The 17,544-nt window shown below is 71.0% G+C and carries 17 protein-coding genes and 1 tRNA gene; 7 read left to right on the top strand and 11 right to left on the bottom strand.

The features are described 5' to 3' along the window. The first annotated feature begins 350 nt into the window (after positions 1-350). On the top strand, positions 351-776 hold the full coding sequence (locus BLW76_RS47035; protein WP_091319143.1) for a YbaB/EbfC family nucleoid-associated protein: 426 nt from the start codon (positions 351-353) through the stop codon (positions 774-776). A 6-nt stretch (positions 777-782) separates the two neighbouring features. Here the strand turns inward: BLW76_RS47035 and BLW76_RS47030 are convergent, their stop codons facing one another. The 7 genes from BLW76_RS47030 to BLW76_RS47000 form a co-directional block, all read right to left on the bottom strand. Beyond that, positions 783-1,187, bottom strand: coding sequence for a hypothetical protein (locus tag BLW76_RS47030; protein ID WP_091319141.1), 405 nt, complete (start codon positions 1,185-1,187; stop codon positions 783-785). Beyond that, positions 1,184-3,913: an FtsK/SpoIIIE domain-containing protein gene (locus BLW76_RS47025; RefSeq protein ID WP_091319139.1), complete on the bottom strand. Its 2,730-nt coding sequence runs from the start codon at positions 3,911-3,913 to the stop codon at positions 1,184-1,186. Before BLW76_RS47025 ends, BLW76_RS47030 begins: the two co-directional genes overlap by 4 nt. Positions 3,914-3,946: 33 nt before the next feature. Then, entirely contained in the window at positions 3,947-4,192 is a 246-nt protein-coding gene (locus tag BLW76_RS47020) for a hypothetical protein (protein WP_086849216.1), read from the bottom strand. A gap of 4 nt (positions 4,193-4,196) precedes the next feature. Continuing rightward, positions 4,197-4,457 (bottom strand): hypothetical protein, encoded by a 261-nt coding sequence (locus tag BLW76_RS47015; RefSeq protein WP_003056176.1) that lies wholly within the window; start codon positions 4,455-4,457, stop codon positions 4,197-4,199. Between the two features lie 434 nt (positions 4,458-4,891). After that, entirely contained in the window at positions 4,892-5,590 is a 699-nt protein-coding gene (locus tag BLW76_RS47010; RefSeq protein ID WP_091319137.1) for a GAF and ANTAR domain-containing protein, read from the bottom strand. A gap of 152 nt (positions 5,591-5,742) precedes the next feature. After that, positions 5,743-5,827 (bottom strand) — tRNA-Ser (locus BLW76_RS47005). A 44-nt stretch (positions 5,828-5,871) separates the two neighbouring features. Continuing rightward, positions 5,872-6,615 (bottom strand): PP2C family protein-serine/threonine phosphatase, encoded by a 744-nt coding sequence (locus BLW76_RS47000; RefSeq protein WP_208613519.1) that lies wholly within the window; start codon positions 6,613-6,615, stop codon positions 5,872-5,874. Positions 6,616-6,693: 78 nt separating this feature from the next. Here BLW76_RS47000 and BLW76_RS46995 point away from each other — a divergent pair, with 78 nt between their 5' ends. Together BLW76_RS46995 and BLW76_RS46990 are read left to right on the top strand one after the other, a co-directional pair. Next, positions 6,694-8,385 (top strand): HsdM family class I SAM-dependent methyltransferase, encoded by a 1,692-nt coding sequence (locus BLW76_RS46995; protein WP_091319133.1) that lies wholly within the window; start codon positions 6,694-6,696, stop codon positions 8,383-8,385. A gap of 8 nt (positions 8,386-8,393) precedes the next feature. Continuing rightward, positions 8,394-9,284: a serine/threonine-protein kinase gene (locus BLW76_RS46990; RefSeq protein WP_091319132.1), complete on the top strand. Its 891-nt coding sequence runs from the start codon at positions 8,394-8,396 to the stop codon at positions 9,282-9,284. Here the strand turns inward: BLW76_RS46990 and BLW76_RS46985 are convergent. Continuing rightward, a complete protein-coding gene (locus BLW76_RS46985) occupies positions 9,274-9,759 on the bottom strand; it encodes a hypothetical protein (protein WP_091319130.1) in 486 nt (161 codons plus the stop codon). The genes BLW76_RS46990 and BLW76_RS46985 overlap by 11 nt on opposite strands. Before the next feature lie 218 nt (positions 9,760-9,977). Here BLW76_RS46985 and BLW76_RS46980 point away from each other — a divergent pair, with 218 nt between their 5' ends. From BLW76_RS46980 to BLW76_RS46970, 3 genes are all read left to right on the top strand, one after another. Then, positions 9,978-10,637: a L,D-transpeptidase gene (locus tag BLW76_RS46980; protein WP_091319128.1), complete on the top strand. Its 660-nt coding sequence runs from the start codon at positions 9,978-9,980 to the stop codon at positions 10,635-10,637. A gap of 110 nt (positions 10,638-10,747) precedes the next feature. Next, positions 10,748-13,900: a PQQ-dependent sugar dehydrogenase gene (locus BLW76_RS46975; RefSeq protein WP_091319126.1), complete on the top strand. Its 3,153-nt coding sequence runs from the start codon at positions 10,748-10,750 to the stop codon at positions 13,898-13,900. A gap of 92 nt (positions 13,901-13,992) precedes the next feature. Further along, positions 13,993-14,526, top strand: coding sequence for a L,D-transpeptidase (locus BLW76_RS46970; protein WP_167384955.1), 534 nt, complete (start codon positions 13,993-13,995; stop codon positions 14,524-14,526). A 15-nt stretch (positions 14,527-14,541) separates the two neighbouring features. Here BLW76_RS46970 and BLW76_RS46965 read toward each other — a convergent pair whose 3' ends face one another. Next, complete coding sequence (locus BLW76_RS46965) at positions 14,542-16,065, bottom strand: 3-hydroxyacyl-CoA dehydrogenase (RefSeq protein WP_091319123.1); 1,524 nt, start codon at positions 16,063-16,065, stop codon at positions 14,542-14,544. A 37-nt stretch (positions 16,066-16,102) separates the two neighbouring features. After that, the gene (locus BLW76_RS46960; RefSeq protein ID WP_091319121.1) at positions 16,103-16,771 is read right to left on the bottom strand and encodes a TetR/AcrR family transcriptional regulator; all 669 of its coding nucleotides are present in this window, start codon (positions 16,769-16,771) and stop codon (positions 16,103-16,105) included. 127 nt (positions 16,772-16,898) lie between these two features. Here BLW76_RS46960 and BLW76_RS46955 point away from each other — a divergent pair, with 127 nt between their 5' ends. Beyond that, the gene (locus tag BLW76_RS46955) at positions 16,899-17,345 is read left to right on the top strand and encodes a nitroreductase family deazaflavin-dependent oxidoreductase (protein WP_091319120.1); all 447 of its coding nucleotides are present in this window, start codon (positions 16,899-16,901) and stop codon (positions 17,343-17,345) included. Here BLW76_RS46955 and BLW76_RS46950 read toward each other — a convergent pair. Next, entirely contained in the window at positions 17,335-17,544 is a 210-nt protein-coding gene (locus BLW76_RS46950) for a hypothetical protein (protein ID WP_091319118.1), read from the bottom strand. The two genes, BLW76_RS46955 and BLW76_RS46950, sit on opposite strands and share 11 nt — an antisense overlap.

Here is a 17,544-nt window from a genome sequence, read left to right as displayed (position 1 = left end):
CGTCGGCATCGCCCTTACTGCCATCGGCGTGTTCCTCTTCGTGAAGAACAGGCTGGAGAAGACGCGGCGCGCCCGCATCCAGCAACTCGTCCAGCAGCTCGACGGCCGTCCGCTCGTCCACGTTCCCTACGCCGACTGTCCGTTGACCGTGCCGGACGTGCTCGGCACGGCTCAGGCCCGCGGCTACGCCATGACCCCGAACGGGCAGGCGCTGCGGTACGAGTTCACGCTCGGCGCGCCGCAGACGGCGTTCGCGGGGAATCCGCTCCTGCGGGAGGTCGCGGCGTATCTGGACGGCAGGCCCAGCAGAACCAGAAGTTCTACGCATTCATGCGGCACCAGGGGAGGCCATGAACAACGACCAGCTGATCGAGGAAATGCGCTGGCAGCTCAAGCAGATCGAAGACCGCAAGGCCGAAAACCAGCGTCTCCTGGCGGGCATCGCGGGAAGCGGCCACACGACCGTCGTCTCGCCGGATCGGGTTGTCACCGTGCTGGCCGGGCCTGGTGGGGTGGTCAGCGAAGTGCGGCTTGCGCCCGAAGCCATGCGGTTCGACGCCGGGACGCTCAGCCGGACGATCACCGCCGCCATCCGGGAGGCCGTTGCCGCCGGGGGTCGGCTGGGTGTGCCGCAGCCGGCTGGGCAAGCGCCACCGCTGGCCGGGCATGCGCCGCAACCCCTGCGCGTGCCTCCGCCGCAACAACAGCAACAGCAGCAGCGGCGGCCGGCGCCCGTGGACGACGACGATCCCTACGACACCGTCTTCGACGTCTGAAACCCGCTAAACCGGTGGCTGCTCCCCGCGCTGCTTCGCCGCCGCCCGCTTGGCCCGCCACCCGAGCGCCAGCACCGCCTGCACCAGCTCCTGGTAGCTCGGCTTGACCTCCTCGAGGTACCGCTCCAGGTACGCCGCCCGCGCGGTCGGGACCGGGCGGGGGTCGTCGCCCGGGGTGAGCCACGTCAGGCCCTGGATGTTGTGCAGCGCCATCTTCCACCAGCGCGTTGCCCGCTCGGCCGCCCTCGTCTCGCGCTCGGTCGCCGCCTCGATTGCCGCCTCGGCTTCCTCGATCTCCGTGGTCAGGGCCTCCGCGCGGGCGAGCTCCCACGCGCGCAGGTTCTCCGCCGAGCCGCGGGAAAGGGCGATGATCTCCTTGTACCGCATGGCCGCGGTGGCGTCGTCGGTCATCGGTCGTTCTCCGGACGCTGGAACGGGATGATCACTTCGGGTGCGCCGTGGGTGGTGCGGTCGAAGAACAGCGCGCGGCCCGGGCGCGGCGACCAGTGCACCACCTGGCCCGCCGCGAACGGTGACAGCTCGTTGCCCTGGACGTCCAGCGCCGCCCACGTGCCGATGTCGTCGGTGCCGCCGAAGCCCAGCGTGTCCTTGAGCCGGGCGATGCTGCGCCACCAGCCGATCGTGTGGATGCCGTGGCCCGGCCCCTGCTTGAGCACCACCCGCAGGTGGTCGAGGCCGCTCTTGAGCTGGCCGACCGCCTTCGCCTCCAGTGCCGGCAGCGCCGCGTCGACGCCGTACAGCAGCAGCACCTTCGCGCCGCCGGTCATCGAGCCCGTCATCGACTCCAGCACGCCGGTCAGGTCCTCCACCAGCGACGCCGCGTGACCGTCTTCCCGCAACCGGTCCGTGAGCTCGAGCGCGGCCGGGGCGCACGCCTCGATCGGGCAGCTCAGGATGAACTCGACTTCGCCGGGTTCGTACTGGCGGGCCAGCGACCGTGCCGACGAGTCCATGATGGACAGTGCTTCGGCGGTCGCCGAGCCGAGCACCGCGACGTTGCGGCCCGGCGCCCGCGGCAGGTCGACGCCGCACGCCGTCTCGGTGACGTCGATCGACTGGCCCAGCAGGGCCCGCGGCTTCGAGTTCGGCTTGAGGTCGAGGTACGCCGGGAACCGTTCCAGCACCGGCTGGTGCGCGCCGTCGAACAGGCGCGGCCGCGGGAAGTGGCCCGCGTACGCCTCCCACAGCCGGTGCTGCAGCCGGACGAACACGTTCTTGCTGCTCGCGTCCGGGATGTGGGCCAGCTGGTTGCCGTGCGCGACGCCGGAGTCGTGGTTGATCACCGCGTGCCACTTCGGCGCCGACACCGCGGCGTTGTTCGTCTCGGCCAGCACGCGCCGCGCCTTAGGCATCGCGATCCGCAGCGTGCACTGCTCGAACACCGCCGGCTTGCCCCAGAACGCCTCGATGCCGGCGACGTCCTGGCTGGCCAGCACCATGTGGATGCCCTGCGAACGGCCGCGCCGCGCGATGTCCTCGAGCAGCTGCGTCGCCGTGTTCGTCACCTGGTCGCGGCCGGCGAACAGGTACTGGAACTCGTCGATCACCGCGACGATCCGCGGCCAGTGCCCGCCCGGGTCGGCTTCGCGGAGGTCGGCGAGGTTCGTGACCTCGTGCTCCTTCGCGGCCGCGGACCGGCGGCGCAGCTCGTCGGCGAGGAACCGCAGCAGCGCCAGGCCGAACTCGCGGTCGGTGTTGACGTTGACCCCGACGAGCCGCGCGTGCGGCAGCCAGCTCGCGTCCTTGCGGCCCGGCGCCAGCCCGGCGAACGAGACGCCTTCCTTGAAGTCCAGCAGGTACAGCGCCAGCTCGCCGGGGTCGTACCGCGCGGCGAGGCTGCCGAGCAGCGCGTACAGGAAGTTCGTCTTGCCCGAACCGGACGGTCCGCCGATCAGGGCGTGCGGGCTCGCGTCGCCGATGACGACCTCGACCGGCTCGCCTTCGAAGAACCCGACCGGGGCCCGCAGCTCGCGCGCCGAGTTCTCCCGGCCGAGCTCCGCGGGCAGGAGGTCGTCGAAGGACCGCGGCCCACCCTGCTTGGCGATCAGCGCCTTGGCGATCTTGTCGATCGCGCGGATCACCTGCGCGGACGGCATCGGCGGATCGAGGTCGACGACCAGGTCGGTGCCGGTCATGCTGCTGATCGCGTGCCGGTCGTCGAGCAGGCTGAGCGTCTCGACCGGGGCGCTCACCGCGGTCGGCACGTCGACCATGATCAGGCAGATGCCGGCGGCGAGCGCGCCGCTGGCGACGCGCTTGAGGTCGCGGGCGCGCTCGGGTTCCAGGGTCTCGCCGTTGCCGTAGAGCACGACGATCCGGAACGGCTCGCCGCGCTGCCCGGTCCTCTGCCGCATTTCCCGCAGCGACGTGAACCCGGCGGACATGCAGCTGGCGTGGATGCGGCGGATGTGCCCGGCCAGCTCGTCGAGGAGGTCCTCGAGCCGGCCCGGGTCGTAGAGGGAGAGCGCGCTGGTGTGGCTGAGCGGGTAGAGGTCGGGCAGGATCGCGGTCAGCTGCCCGATGTCCCACAGGTGCACGCGGACCGTGCCGGGCTCGAACGTCGAAAGCACGCGGACGAGCAGGTTCTGCACGATGCCGTCGATCGCGGGCCGCGTCTTGGGTGCCGACGTGATCGCCAGGTGCGACTCGTCGAGCAGGGGGACGGCGACGTCGAACGTCCGGGTGGCGTCGCCGCCGGCGGCCGTGGCGGAGCCGACGCGCCACAGCCCCGGCGACGTCAGGCCGGCGTTGTGCCCGACGGTGCCGAGCCAGTCGCCCGGCGGCAGCCCGGCCGGGCCGGGTGCGTTCTGCGCGACCAGGTCCCGGAGGGTGGCCGGGCCCTGGCTCCAGTCGGTGTAGAAAGCGCTTCGCACGGTGCCGAGCGCGCCGAACACTTCGTGCGCGGCCGGGTGCTTGGCCCACTCGTTCTGCTGCTCGGCACTGGCGTGGTTCATGCCGACCTTGACGATCTCCTGCTCCAGCTGGAGCTTGGCGAGATCGGCCTCCGCGGCTTGGCGCGCCCCGGCCGCCGCGCCCAGCACCAGTCCGATCTGATGGCGGACGCGGTCCAGTGCGGTTTCGACCCGGTTGCGTTGCTCGGCTGCTTTGTTGGCCATCGGCGTCCCCAAGAAAAGGTGTCCCCTAAAGGATTACAGGCGCGACCGGTATCCGCTCACCAGGTCCTCGGCGGCGTGCAGGCGGACGAGGAGCTGGTCCAGCCCCTCGCCGGCCTGTGCGTACTGCAAAGGAAGCCAGGGATCGGCCTTGGCCTGGGCGTCCACGAGAGCTTGCCGGGCTTCTCCGAGCAGGCTTGTGGCCCGTTCGGAGTGGGCGCGCGCGTCAGCGAGCCCGGTCACGGCAGCGGTGAGCAGCTGGTGGAGTTCGGCGAGCGTCATCCGGCTAGAGACGCGCCGAGTAGGAGTCGGCGGAGGAAATGCTTGCCTGGACGGTGCTCTGCAGGCCGTTGATGCCTTGCAGGGCCTCCGCCAGGAGTCCGTGCGCCTGGCTCACTTCGTGCTGGCTGCTCCCCTGCGTCGCCTGTGCGAGCGACTGCTGGGCTTCTTCGAGAGACTGCGCTGCCTGTTGCAGGGCGGCGATGCTCGCGGACGCCTTCTCGTTGGCGAGCGCGATGCCAGCGCGGATCTCTTCGACTCCGGCCATCGGGCCTCTACTCCTCGAAATCTGGGTGTCGTACGGGGACGGATTCCATTGAAACAGATCCAGCAACTCAGCGTGATCATCAGACTTTGCCGAGTGATCGCGGGTCCGGAATCAGCAAGGCCCCGGACGTGTAACGTCCGGGGCCGGGCCGATCACGGTCTGTGCGGGGGTCGTCCCGGCACCAGTACCGCACACTGAAGTCGCTGGCCAGCGCTACCCCAGGTCAGAGCGGTTTTCGTGCCACTGCTGGCCTTTCTCGACGGGGGCGGGCGAGGTGGTGGTGAGACTAGCGCGACCGGAGTAACCGCCTTCGGTCAGCCCTGTTCGTAACTCCGAGTACAGGCACAGAATTCCGCAGCCCCGAAGGCATTTCACGTTCGACTGCGCCGAAAGTGCCGCGCAACCGTGTCCCGGACATACCTACGGTGGGCCGCTCAGAGGTCCTGGCGGTGGTCGACGAGCCACGCGGCGACCTGGTGCAGCTTCATGTTGGAGTGCTGCGAGCTCTCGACGAGCATCCGGAACGCCGCGACGGCGTCGACGTCGTGGCGTTGCATCAGGATGCCCTTGGCCATGCCGATGACGTCGCGCGATTCGATCGCGGCGGTCAGCTGCGCCTCGGTCTGGGCGCCGACCAGCGCGATCGCCGCGTGCGTGGCGAACAGCCTGCCGTCCTCCTGTGTCTGCCTGCTGAAGGCGTCGCGGGTTCGCGAGTAGAGGTTCAGGGCGCCGAGCGTGTTCTCGGTGACGAACAGCCGGTAGGACAGCATCGAGCGCACGCCGAACCCCGCGGCCGCGCGGGCGAACGCCGGCCAGCGGTCCTCGGCGGCGAGGTCGCCGGTGCTGAAGACCTGGTGCTCGGCGATGGCGTCGAGGCAGGGGCTTTGGCCGGTGCGGTACTGGACTTCGTCGATCGCGGTGACGGCGTCGTCGGTCGGGGCGACGGTCCGGATGGCACGCCCGCGTTCGACGAGCGAGATCCCGGCCTGCTCGGCGCCGTCGACGTGGTCGACCGCGGCCTTGACGATGGCGGCCAGGGTGGAGTCGACATCGGGTTCCGCCTGCAGCGTCCGCGCGATCGAGCTCAGCGCCGCACCGGGATTCGGGTCCAGGTGGTCGGGATGGTCCTGCACGAGTAGCCCCCTCGCCCTGCCGCTCCTCCTTTCGGGCTACCCAGTTTACCGGGGAGGAGGGCGATGCTCATCTCGGCGAGAAGCCGGGGTGAAATGGAAAACGCCGGGTGTCCCGAAGTCGGGGCACCCGGCGTTCTGCCTGGTTACTGCGGCGGAGGATACAGGATTCGAACCTGCGAGGGCGTGAACCCAACACGCTTTCCAAGCGTGCGCCTTAGGCCGCTCGGCCAATCCTCCGCAGGAGACGATACCGGATGGTCTCCCGCGCCCGTGAAGGTGGGTCAGGCCGTGACGTCGGCGACCACGCAGGTGATGTTGTCCGGGCCACCGGCTTCGTTGGCCAGGCGGATCAGCTCCGGGATCACCTCGGCCGGCTCCGCGCCGGTGTCCAGGACGTCGCGCAGCTTCGCCTCGGGGACCGGGCCGCTGAGGCCGTCCGAGCAGAGCAGGTAGCGGTCGCCGGGCTTGGCCTTGAACGTCCAGATGTCCGGGTCGCCGGAGCCTGCCGTCTGCAGGGCCTTCATCAGCAGTGATCGGCGGGGGTGGGACTCGGCGTCCTCCGCGGCGACGCGGCCGTCTTCGACCAGGGCCTGTACGAGGGTGTGGTCGCGGGTCAGCCGGCGCAGGCCGCCGTCGCGCAGGAGGTATCCGCGGGAGTCGCCGATGTGGGCCGCCGCGAACTCGGTTCCGTCGAAGAGCAGGGCCGTCAGCGTGGTGCCCATGCCTTCGGTCGTCGGTTCCTGCGAAGCCACTTCGTGCAGCCGCGCGTCGATCGACTTGACCACGCCGGCCAGGGTGGCCACCAGGTCCACGTTCGTCAGGTCGAGCCGGCGCAGGTCGACCTCGAGCTCGCGCAGCACGTCGACCGCCGTCGCGCTGGCGACTTCGCCGTGCGGCTGGCCGCCGATGCCGTCGGCGACGGCGAGGAGCCGGGAACTCGCGTACACCGCGTCCTCGTTGACCCGGCGACGCTTGCCGACGTCCGACCCTGCGGCGTACCGCAGGACGTACCGATCGTGTGTCATGCCTCCCATGAAAGCATTGGTTGACTGAGTTCACAAGCGTCTCGGCTGAATGGAGCATCCTCCGATAGAGTCCTCGCCATGGACGACGACGCCACGGTCAGCGCGGCCGACATCGCGCGGCTCGCCGGGGTCGGCCGGGCCGCGGTCAGCAACTGGCGCCGCCGCTACCCGGACTTCCCGCAGCCGGTCGGCGGCACGGCGTCGAGCCCGTTGTTCGGCCTTTCCGCCGTCGCCGGCTGGTTCCGCGCCCGCGGCAAGAAGTTCGAGCTGAGCGCCGGCGAACGCGCGTGGCAGCGCCTGCGCGCCCTCGGCGACGACCTCGACCTCCCCGAGCGCGTCAGCCGCGCGGGCGTCTTCTTCGCCTTCCAGGCCGGGGTCTTCGACACCTTCGACAGCAAGCTCGACGACCCGGAGCTGCTCACCCTGCTCAGCGAGATGACGCACCAGTCCGGCCCGGTCGAGGCGTTCGAACTGTTGTGCCGCAGGTACTTCGAGGCCCACTCCCGGCGGCTTTCGGCGACGCCGGAGCCGATCGCCGAGCTGATGGCCCGGCTCACCGGCCCGGTGTCGACGATCCTCGACCCCGCGTGCGGCTTCGGCGCCCTCGCGCTGGCGAGCGGCGCGAAAACCGTGCTGGGCCAGGACAGCGACCCGATGACGGCGTCGATCGCCGCGCTGCGGCTGAAGCTGCGGGGCATCGAGGCCGAGGTCTACGCGGTCGACGCGCTGCGCGAAGACGCCTTCGCCGGCCGGACCGCCGAAGCGGTGTTGTGCGATCCGCCGTTCAACGAACGCGCCTGGGGGCACGACGAGCTGGTCGGCGACGAGCGCTGGGAGTACGGCCTGCCCCCGCGCGGCGAGCCCGAGCTCGCCTGGGTGCAGCACTGCCTCGCGCACGTCGAACCCGGTGGCACGGTGGCGATCCTGATGCCGGGCGCGGCGGCCGGCCGCCGCAGCGGCAAGCGCATCCGGGGCAACCTGCTGCGCGCGGGCGCGGTCCGCGCGGTCGTCACGCTGGCGCCGGCGGGTCCCGACCTCTGGCTGCTGCGGCGGCCCGCTCCCGGCGAGCGCGCGCCGTCCACCGTGCTGCTCGGTGAAGCGGGCGACGTGTTGTCCACAGTGGACGAAATGTGGCGGGAGTTCCGCGCGCACCCCGAATCCGGCGTCCGGATCATCGACCTGCTCGACGACGACGTCGACCTCACGCCGGCCCGCCGCCGCGCCAGGGACGAGGATCCCGGGCAGGCGTTCGAGGCCGTGCGGGCGCGGTTCGCCGAACTGGCGCCGCAGCTGCCGCCGCTCGAGGCGGCGGACGCCGAGCCGGCGTTCACCACGATCGGCGAGCTGGTCAAGGCCGGGGTGGTCGAGGTCAGGCACATGGCCCGCACGGACGCCGAACCGCCGGTGGCGCAGCGGGGTGACGTCGTCGCGTCGGTGACCGGCATCGCGTACGTCCACAGTGGACCGCCGGAGCCGGTGGGGGCCGGCCTGACCGTGTACCGCCTCGACGCCGAGCGGCTGGACGCGGACTTCCTGGCCGGCTGCCTGCGCGCGGCCGACCTGCCCGCCGCGTCGGCGTCCACGCGGATCGACGGCAGGCGCGTGCGGATCCCGCGGGTCCCGATCGGTGTCCAGCGCGAGTACGGCCGGGTGTTCCGGAACCTCGCCGAGTTCGACGCCGTGCTGCGCGAGGCGGCCGAAACGGGGCGTGAGCTGGTCCGGCTAGGCTTCGCAGGACTTGTCGAAGGACGGCTCAGGCCGGGCCGATAGGGAAACGGATGCTGATCGCCGACCGCTACGAGCTCGACGAGCTGCCGCTCGGCCGCGGCGGGATGGGCGCGGTGCACGGCGGGTTCGACCGCAGGCTGGGCCGCCGCGTGGCGATCAAGCTGCTCAGGCTGCCGGGCCGCGACGAAGAGCTCGAAGCCCGCTTCGCCCGCGAAGCCCGCATCCTGGCGACGCTCGACCACCCCGGCGTGCCGACGCTGTACGACTACGGCACCCATGACGACCGGTTGTTCCAGGTCATGCAGTTCGTCGACGGCGTGACGGTGGCCGACCTGCTCGCCGAACACGGGCCGCTGCCGGTGCCGTGGGCCGCGGCGATCGCGGCGCAGGCGTGCGCGGTGCTGACCGCCGCCCACGCGCTCGCGGTCTGCCACCGCGACCTCAAGCCGTCCAACCTGATGCTCGGGCCCGACGGCGGCGTGAAGGTGATGGACTTCGGCCTGGCCGTGCTCCGCGAAGCCGACGCGGCGCAGTTCACGCGGGCCGGGCAGCTGCTGGGGACGCCGTCGTACATGGCGCCCGAGCAGATCCAGCGGGGTGGCGCGGAGCCGCGCAGCGACCTCTACGCGCTGGGGTGCGTGCTGCACGAGATGCTCACCGGCCGGCGGCTCTTCGACGGGCCCACGGCGTACGCGGTGTTCGAGCGGCAGGTCAAGGAACTGCCGCCGCCGGTGCCGGGCGTGCCGAAACCGTTGAACGCCCTGCTCGCCGAGGTGCTGGCGAAGGACCCGGAAGCCCGGCCGTCCGGCGCGGCCGCGCTGTACGAGCGGCTCGGCGCGTTCGTCGGCGGGCTGCCGCCGCTGCCGGGGTTCCTGGTGCCGCCGTCGGTGCCCAGCCCGGGGCGGATGTACGCGCGGATGCTGGGCCGGGTCAGCGGCTGAGCGCCGGCCGCCGGTCGGCGAGCGGCAGGCCGTGGCGCCGGATGCGCAGGTAGGTCGTCGCGTTCTGCGCCGCGATGCTCACGCCGATGGTGAGCGCGATCGACGTCGAGGTCAGCGACCCGCCTGCCCCGAGCGCGGCCACGCCGATCCGCACGGCCGCGGTCAGCACCCAGAGCCCGATCGTGACCGCCGAGCCCTGCTGGAACGTCGTGCCGTCGCGCTCGGTGAGCGTCGTCGTGGTGCTGCGCAGCACGCCGATCCCGGCGAGCACGACCAGGTCGGCGGCGAGCAGGCCCAGTTCGGCCGCGGTCGCGCCGGGCAGCGCTTTCAGCGTCAGGTACCCGCCCACCGCCGTGAGCAGCAGCGGCACCACCACCAGCGTCCGCAGGGTGAGCAGCGTGCCACGGACTTGCTGGTAGACGAGCTTGTACAGGACGAGGGCGGCGATGGCCGCGTAGAGCAGGACACTGGGCATTCCGTGGCTCCCGGGGTTCGAAGGTCGTCCCCAGCGTCGGCGAACGGCGGCGCGGATTCGTCGGCCTGAGGGCCGGTTCCGGGTGGAAAACGGCCTCCACCCCCGGGTTGAGAGGTGGCTACCCAAATCGTGACCTTCATGGACGAACCTCGACCGGGTGAACACCGTCTTTACCGGTGTCCAAACGCGATGATCGAGACAGCTGGGGGTACCGGACCGTGAAGAGGCTTCTGGCGGGAGCGGCCGCGTTGGCCACCGCGTTCGTCCTGACCGCCTGCTCCGGCGGGGGCTCGGCCGGCGTCTCGAACGCGGGCGGCGGGGCCGTCGCCGCGGCGGGCACCGGCGGCGGGACGCCGACGACCTCCAGCACCACCCCGACGAGCGCCACCCCGTCGACGAGCGCCACGCCGACGCCCACCCCGGAGTCCACGAAGCCGGCGCCGACCAGCACCTCGGCCAAGCCGAAGCCCAAGCCGACCCCGAAGCCGGCGCCGAAGCCCGCACCGGACCCCAGCGTCCCGTGCGCCGCGGCGGCCGCGGCCCCGGGCACGGCCGCCTGCGTCGACATCTCCGCGCACAAGGCGTGGCTGCTCCAGGGCGGCAAGGTCATCTACGGGCCCGTGCCGATGCTGCCGGGCCGCAAGGGCTACGAGACCCCGACCGGCAAGTTCCGCGTGCTCTCGAAGGAGAAGATGCACCTGTCGAAGCAGTTCGACAACGCGGAGATGCCGAACTCGGTCTTCTTCTACCCGGGTGACGCCTTCCACACGGGCAGCCTCTCGGTGTACTCGCACGGCTGCATCCACCTGTCGCCGAGCGCGTCCCTGAAGTTCTTCAACACGCTGCACATCGGCGACGTCGTGCAGGTCGTCCCGTAAGTCGCTACGGCCCGTCACGCGGCGTAGGTCACGTTCGGGTGAAGTAATCCGATTTGGTGCAACCGGGCCCCCTTCTCCGGCGATAAAGGATCGCCGAGAAGGGGGCTCACATGGTTGTGCGGAAGTTGCGTTTGCTGCTGGTTGCGGCCTTGATCGGGGTGTTGCTGCCCGCCGTGGCGCCGGGGGTGGCCGCGGCGGCGACGCTGCCGGCCGGGTTCGTGCTCCGGGACATCGACTCCGGCCTCGGGCAGTACCAGTTCACGGACTTCGCCTACCTGCCGGACAACTCCGTCCTGGTCACCGGCAAGGACGGCCGCGTCCGCTGGCTCCCGGTCACCGGGACCGGCCGGACGATCGCGACGCTGCCGGTCCGCACCAACGAGGACCTCGGCCTCGTCGGGCTGGCCGTGGCGCCGGACTACGCGACGTCGCGCGCCATCTACCTCACCCGGGCGATCACCACCACGAACGGCTTCGTCATGCGGCTGGCGCGGTTCACCGTGACCGTGGACGCGGCGGGCGCGCCGGCCGGTCTCACCGGCGAGCGGACGATCTTCGAGGCGCCGGGCCGGTTCAACGTCCACAGCATCGACACCGTCATCGCCGCCGCGGACGGGACGCTGTGGCTGTCCGTCGGCGACGACAGCGACTTCCGGCAGATGGACCCGGTCGCGCTGCGCGCCCAGGACGTCAACCAGCCCTACGGCAAGATCCTCCACCTGACTGCCGACGGCGCCGGCGTGCCGGGGAACCCGTACTACGACGCGGCCAACCCGGGCTCGACCGCGAGCAAGGTGTTCGCGCGCGGGTTCCGCAACCCGTTCCGCTTCAGCATCGACCCGACCCTCGGCCTGCCGGTCGTCGGCGACGTCGGCTGGAACAGCTGGGAAGAGATCGACGTCGTCCAGCGCGGCGCCAACCAGGGCTGGCCGTGCTGGGAGGGCAACCACCCGACGCCGGGCTACAGCGGCCTCGCGGGGTGCGCCGGCGTGCCGAACCAGCCGCCGCTGTTCGAGCTGCCGCACGGCGACGGCGTCATGACGGGCAACAGCATCACCGGCGGGATCGTCTACAACGGATCCAGCTATCCCGAGGCCTACCGCGGCTCGTACTTCTTCGGCGACTACGTGGCCAACAAGATCTGGACGCTGCGGTACGACGACCAGGGCCGGCTCACGCAGGCGCCGGAGAACCCGCCGGTCTTCACCGGCATCGGCGGCCCGGCGAAGTTCGGGGCGGCGCCCAACGGCGACATCGTCTACGCCGACATCCTGTCCGGTGCGCTGCGCCGCCTGAGCTACTCGGCGGGCAACACGGCGCCGGTGGCCAAGGCCGCGACGACCACGAACCCGGACACCCGCACGGTGTCGTTCGACGGCTCGGCTTCCGTCGACTACGACAACGACGCGCTGAAGTACGACTGGACCTTCGGCGACGGGACAACCGCGGCCGACGCGGGCCCGAAGGTGACGCACACCTACGCGGCGGGCACCGAGTCGTTCACCGCGAAACTGGTGGTCCGCGACCCGCTCGGGCTCACCGGCGAGGTCACCGTCCCGGTCGCGCCCGGCAACCACACCCCGGAGCTCACCCTGACCTCGCCCGGGGCCACCACGTTCGCGGTCACCGAGCCGGTCACCGTGAGTGCCACCGCGACCGACGCCGAGGACGGCGCGCTGCCGATCACCTGGACCACGGCGGTGCGGCACTGCCCGAGCGAAGCGACGTGCCACGCGCACCCGGGGATCGGCGGGACCGGCTCGAGCTTCTCGCAGCCGTTCACCGAGCACCCGGCCTCCCGGATGGAGTTCACCGCGACGGTGACCGACAGCGCGGGTGTCAGCACGTCCAAGACGTACACGGCGATGCCGCGGCAGCACCGGATCACCCTGCGCGCCACGCAGCCGGCGGCGCTGAGCATCTCGGTGGCGGGCGGGGCCAGCACGGCGATGGTCACCGAAGGCGCCACCTTCGACGTCGAAGCCGCACAGCTGGCCATCGACGGCGTCTCGACGTTCTCCGGCTGGCAGGACGGTCCTGCGGAAAACCCGAGGTTCGTCACCGTCGGCACGACCGACCTGACGCTGACGGCGAACTACGCGACCCCGATCGACCAGCGCTACGACGCCGACCCGGCGTTGCGGGCGATGCTCGGGGCGCCGTCGGCGGCCGAGGTCACCGACGGCCCGGTCCACTACCGGGTCTACGCGAACGGCCGGCTGTACTGGAGCGCCGCGACCGGCACCCGGTACGTCACCGGCCAGGTGCTGGAGAAGTACGTCGCCGTCGGCGGGCACAGCGTGCTCGGGCCACCGACGTCGGACACGGCGCCGACCGCGGACGGCGTGGGCCAGTACAGCGACTTCATCGCCAACGGCAACGTGGGTTCGATCTACTTCACCCCGGCGACGGGTGCGCACACGATCTACGGCGAGATCCGGAAGAAGTGGGCGGCCACGGGTTACCAGAACGGTCTCGGTTACCCGACGACCGACGAACTCGGTGTGTTCGACGGTGTCGGTCGCTACAACCATTTCATCAAGGGTGGCAACGTCGGGTCGATCTACTACACGACCGCGACGGGTGCGCACACGATCTACGGGGAGATCCGGAAGAAGTGGGCGGCGACGGGCTACGAGACCGGCCTGGGTTATCCGACGACGGATGAGCTGGGGGTCAACGACGGTGTCGGTCGCTACAACCATTTCATCAAGGGTGGCAACGTCGGGTCGATCTACTACACGACCGCGACGGGTGCGCACACGATCTACGGGGAGATCCGGAAGAAGTGGGCGGCCACGGGTTACGAGGCCGGTCTCGGCTATCCGACGACGGACGAACTCGGGGTCAACGACGGTGTCGGTCGCTACAACCACTTCATCAAGGACGGCAACGTCGGCTCGATCTACTACACGACCGCGACCGGCGCGCACACCGTCTACGGCGAGATCCGCAAGAAGTGGGCGGCGTGGGGCTACGAACGCGGTCTGGGCTACCCGACGACCGACGAGCTCGGCGTGACGGGCGGCCGCGGCCGCTACAACCACTTCAGCCTCGGCAGCTCGATCTACTTCACGCCGACGACCGGTGCCCGCGTGGTGAAGGGCGAGATCCGGAAGCGCTGGGCGGCACTCGGGTGGGAACAGTCCTACCTGGGCTACCCGAAGTCGGACGAGTACGCGATCAGCGGTGGGTACCGCAGCGACTTCGAGGGCGGGTACATCATCTACACGTCCGCCGGGGCCCGCGACTATCGCTGGTAACCATTTTCCCCGCACGCTCAACCTCTCCCGGTCGCCGCACGTCTTGGGTGGCAGAAAGCAGGAATGACGAACTTCTGGGGGACCACATGCGCGTGCGGCGCGTTCTGGCTGCTCTGTCCACTTTGGCCGCCGCGGCCGCGCTGACGGCCTGCTCGGCGGGCGGGACCGCGGACGTCAAGCTGGCGGCGGAAACGCCGTCGGCGCCCGCCTCGACGACGTCCGCGGCCACGCCCGCCCCTGCACCGGTGAAGGCGAAGCCGGTCATGGCGGCCGGGGTGCCGTGCACGATCACGGCGAAGGCGTGTGTTTCCCTTTCCGGCAAGCAGGCCTGGCTGCTCGACGAGGGCAAGATCGTGTACGGCCCGGTGAAGATGTTGCCCGGCAAGAAGAGCGACCCGACACCGGTGGGCAAGTGGCGGGTCGAGTACAAGGAAAAGATGCACCTGTCGAAGGAGTTCGACAACGCGAAGATGCCGAACTCGGTGTTCTTCGCCCCCGGCGGCATCGCGTTCCACGAGGGCAGCCTCAGCCGGTACTCGGCCGGCTGCGTGCACCTCTCGAGCGCGGCGTCGCTGAAGTTCTTCACCACCCTCGAGAAGGGCGACGAAGTCCAGGTCGTCCGGTGAGCCCGCTCAGTCCACTCAGGACGGAAGCAGGTCCGCCGGTGTTGTGCCGGCGGACGTCAGCGGCAGGCCGAGCGCGACGCGCTCGGTGAGCCACGGGCTCGGCCGGTAGCGCGGGTCGCCGGTGGCCGCGCCGAGACCGTGCAGGATGCGCAGCACCACGTCGCCGCCGACGAGGTCGCCCCAGGCCAGCGGGCCACGCGGGTAGCCGAGGCCGAGGCGGACGGCCGTGTCGATGTCCGACGGCGTGGCCAGGTGCTGGCCCGCGATGAAGCAGGCCGTGTTGACGATCGACGCCAGCAGCCGCTGCGCGATCGGGGCGGGCCCGTCGCGGACCACCGTCACGGGGTGGCCGGTCGCGGCCAGCGCGCCCCAGGCGGCGCGGCCCGCCGCCGGGTCGAGGCCGGGGTGCACCGACATCGTCAGCCGCCGTTCGTAACCGCCCAGCGGATCGACGCCGGCGACGCGGTCGAGCGGCAGCCCGGCGCGCGTTCCGGCGTCTACTGTGGACTCGCCGTAGAGCGGGACGAGCAGGATCGCGTCCGGGTAGGCGTCGGAAACCACGTGGACGCCCGCCGACGACAGCGCACGGGCGAGGTGCTCGTCGGCGGTGAACACCGGGGCGGACGGTTTCGGCGGCGCGGCGGGTTCGCCGGCGACCTGCTGCTTGCCGTCGGTGTAGGCGTAGAAGCCTTCGCCGTTCTTCCGCCCGAACAACCCGGCGGCCACGCGCGGCCGGGTCAGCCACGACGGCCGCAGCCGCGGGTCGCCGTGGAAGCCGCTCCAGATGCTTTCCAGGACGGCGTGCGAGACGTCGAGGCCGGTGAGGTCGAGCAGCTCGAACGGGCCGAGCTTCAGGCCGAGGACGTCACGGGCGATGCGGTCGACGTCGGCGGGCTCGGCCAGCGCCTCGGCGAGGATCTGCAGCGCCTCGGTGTTCAGGCCGCGGCCGGCGTGGTTGACCAGGAAACCGGGCGCGTCCTTCGCGAGCACCGGCTCGTGGCCCCAGCTCCTGACCAGCTCGAGCGCCTGGCCGGGCAGCCAGTCGCGGGTGCGGGCGCCGGGCACGACCTCGACCAGCCGCATCAGCGGCACCGGGTTGAAGAAGTGCAGGCCGACGAGCCGGCCGGGGTCGGCCAGCCCGGCGGCGATCTCGGTGACCGACAGCGAGCTCGTGTTCGTCGCGAAGATCGTCTCCTGTGGACAGACGCGCTCGAGGGACGCGAACAGGGCCCGCTTCGTCTCGAGGTCCTCCCGGACGGCTTCGACCACGAGGTCGACGCCGTCCGCGGGCGAGTCGGGGGCGTCGACGGCGACCAGCCTGTCCTTCACCGCCTGGGCGTCTTCACCCAGCTTGCCCTTGGCGGCGACCTTGTCGATCATCGCGCCGACGTACTCGATCGCCTCGGCGACGGCCTCGCGCCGGACGTCGGCCAGCTCGACGGTCACCCCCGCGGTCGCGGCCAGCTGGACGATCCCGCGGCCCATCACCCCGGTGCCGACCACCCGGATCCTGCCGACCTTCCCGGCCCACCCCGTCACGTCGTGCCGCCTTCCGCCGTTGGACTCTCGCCCCAGCCTAGAGCCCGACGAACTCCGCCATCCGCTTCGCCGAGTGGGCGAAGAACGCGTCGGCCGGGTCGACGCTGCCGACGTACTGGCCGAACAGGTCGAAGCTGATCGCGCCGAACAGCTGGGTCCACGCCATGATCAGCCGGGCCACGGTTTCGGGGCCGGCGGCGATCCCGAGCATCTTCGTGAGCGTCTCGGCTTGGGCGCGCAGCTCGGGCGCGACCTCGTCCTCGGTTTGCACCTTGGTGTTCGTGAGCACCTTGACCAGGGCGAGCGCGACGCGGGAGGCCGGGACGACGGTGTCCTGCGGCGCCGCGTACCCGGGGATCGGGGAGCCGTAGATCAGCGCGTACTCGTGGGGGTGGGCGCGGGCCCAGTCGCGGGTGCCCTGCCAGATCGCCAGCCACCGGTCGCGGGGGTCGCCGGTGCCCGGGTCCGCCTTCTCGGCCGCTTCGCCGATCGCGTTGTAGGCGTCGACGATCAGGTCGGTCAGCAGCCGGTCGCGGCTCGGGAAGTAGCGGTAGATCGCGGACGACACCATGCCCAGCTCGCGGGCCACCGCGCGCAGCGAAAGCCCCTGCGCGCCGACTTCGGCGAGCTGGCGGCGGGCCTCGTCCTTGATCTCCTGGGTCAGTTCGGCGCGGGCACGTTCGCGTGCGGAGCGGGTCGCGGTCATGGTGAGCAGTGTGCCATGACGAGAGCGGTGCACAAAACTGAGAGCACTGCTCTTGACAGAGTGCGGCGCTCTCGTGTTCACTGCTCTTAACCGAGAGCACTGCTCTCCCTGAACTTCGGAGGACACCATGACGGACACCCGCTACATCAAGCCCGGCAAGTCGACCAGCGTCTTCAACGAGGTGGTCGCGAAGCTGACGAAGCTGGGCGTGAGCGTCTGGGGGAGCCGGGTGCTGACCGTCGTGGGCCGCAAGAGCGGCGAGCCGCGCTCGGTGCCGGTCAACCTGCTGACCGTCGACGGCGTCCGGTACCTCGTCGCCCCGCGCGGCGAGACGCAGTGGGTGCGCAACCTGCGCGCGGCCGGCCAGGGCACGCTGCGGGTCGGGCGCCGCGTCGAGACGTTCACCTTCCGCGAGCTGGCCCACGACGAGAAGCCGGGCATCCTCCGTGCCTACCTCAAGCGCTGGAAGTTCGAGGTCGGCGTGTTCTTCGACGGCGTCGACGCCAAGGCCTCGGACGAAAAGCTGCGCGAGATCGCCCCGGGCTACCCGATCTTCGAGATCTTCACGAAGTAGGTTTGCGCGTAGGTTTCCGCCGGGTGAGGTTGGCCGCGACCAGCACCACGCCGGCCAGGAACGCGACCAGCCCGATGAGGAACCACAGCTTCTGCCCGGTCATGAAGCTGCCGGTGATGACACCGATGCCCTGCAGCACCCAGACGGCGCCGACGAGCACGAGCACGACCCCGACCGCGAGGGTGATCCACCGCCTCAT

It is taken from the genome of Amycolatopsis tolypomycina, assembly GCF_900105945.1.
GTDB lineage: Bacteria > Actinomycetota > Actinomycetes > Mycobacteriales > Pseudonocardiaceae > Amycolatopsis > Amycolatopsis tolypomycina.
The sequence above is the reverse complement of the archived record's forward strand: the minus strand, read 5'-3'. Positions and strand labels throughout refer to the sequence as shown.

Bases quoted from the DNA above. Each gene is read 5' to 3' on its own strand.
- BLW76_RS47035 (WP_091319143.1), top strand. From the start codon at position 351: ATGAACAACGACCAGCTGATCGAGGAAATGCGCTGGCAGCTCAAGCAG.
- BLW76_RS47030 (WP_091319141.1), bottom strand. From the start codon at position 1,187: ATGACCGACGACGCCACCGCGGCCATGCGGTACAAGGAGATCATCGCC.
- BLW76_RS47025 (WP_091319139.1), bottom strand. From the start codon at position 3,913: ATGGCCAACAAAGCAGCCGAGCAACGCAACCGGGTCGAAACCGCACTG.
- BLW76_RS47020 (WP_086849216.1), bottom strand. From the start codon at position 4,192: ATGACGCTCGCCGAACTCCACCAGCTGCTCACCGCTGCCGTGACCGGG.
- BLW76_RS47015 (WP_003056176.1), bottom strand. From the start codon at position 4,457: ATGGCCGGAGTCGAAGAGATCCGCGCTGGCATCGCGCTCGCCAACGAG.
- BLW76_RS47000 (WP_208613519.1), bottom strand. From the start codon at position 6,615: ATGACACACGATCGGTACGTCCTGCGGTACGCCGCAGGGTCGGACGTC.
- BLW76_RS46995 (WP_091319133.1), top strand. From the start codon at position 6,694: ATGGACGACGACGCCACGGTCAGCGCGGCCGACATCGCGCGGCTCGCC.
- BLW76_RS46990 (WP_091319132.1), top strand. From the start codon at position 8,394: ATGCTGATCGCCGACCGCTACGAGCTCGACGAGCTGCCGCTCGGCCGC.
- BLW76_RS46985 (WP_091319130.1), bottom strand. From the start codon at position 9,759: ATGCCCAGTGTCCTGCTCTACGCGGCCATCGCCGCCCTCGTCCTGTAC.
- BLW76_RS46975 (WP_091319126.1), top strand. From the start codon at position 10,748: ATGGTTGTGCGGAAGTTGCGTTTGCTGCTGGTTGCGGCCTTGATCGGG.
- BLW76_RS46960 (WP_091319121.1), bottom strand. From the start codon at position 16,771: ATGACCGCGACCCGCTCCGCACGCGAACGTGCCCGCGCCGAACTGACC.
- BLW76_RS46955 (WP_091319120.1), top strand. From the start codon at position 16,899: ATGACGGACACCCGCTACATCAAGCCCGGCAAGTCGACCAGCGTCTTC.
- BLW76_RS46950 (WP_091319118.1), bottom strand. From the start codon at position 17,544: ATGAGGCGGTGGATCACCCTCGCGGTCGGGGTCGTGCTCGTGCTCGTC.